1 protein-coding gene is annotated in these 478 nt (G+C 66.5%); it reads left to right on the top strand.

Annotated features, from left to right (window positions below):
- Positions 1-478, top strand: a 478-nt coding sequence (locus OO68_RS48865; protein ID WP_167345957.1) for an ATP-binding protein, incomplete at both ends; no start/stop codon positions are given.

Raw genomic sequence — 478 nt, 5'->3', positions numbered from 1 at the left:
ACGATAAGCGGCTCGCCACCCGCCTGCGCTATGCGAAGCTGCGTCAGCAAGCGTGCGTCGAGGACATCGACTACCGCACCCCGCGCGGCCTCGACCGCCCGCTGTTCGCCAAGCTTGTCGAGGGCCGCTGGATCGATGACCATGCCAACCTGCTGATCTGCGGCCCGGCCGGCGTCGGCAAGAGCTGGCTCGCCTCGGCGCTCGGCCACAAGGCCTGCCGTGACAATCGCTCCGTGCTCTATCAACGTGTTCCGCGGCTGTTCGATGACCTCGCTCTCGCGCGCGGCGACGGTCGCCATCCGCGCCTATTGCGCGGGCTCGGCCGTGTCGATCTGCTGATCCTCGATGACTGGGGGCTCGAGCCGCTCGACGCTGGTGCCCGTCACGACCTCCTGGAAATCCTCGAAGATCGCTATGGTCATCGTTCCACCATCGTCACCAGCCAGCTCCCCGTGGACCAGTGGCATGTGCTCATTGG

The organism is Streptomyces iakyrus (assembly GCF_000717055.1).
GTDB lineage: Bacteria > Actinomycetota > Actinomycetes > Streptomycetales > Streptomycetaceae > Streptomyces > Streptomyces iakyrus.
Note: the sequence above shows the minus strand (reverse complement) of the source record. Positions and strands in the feature narration are given on the sequence as shown.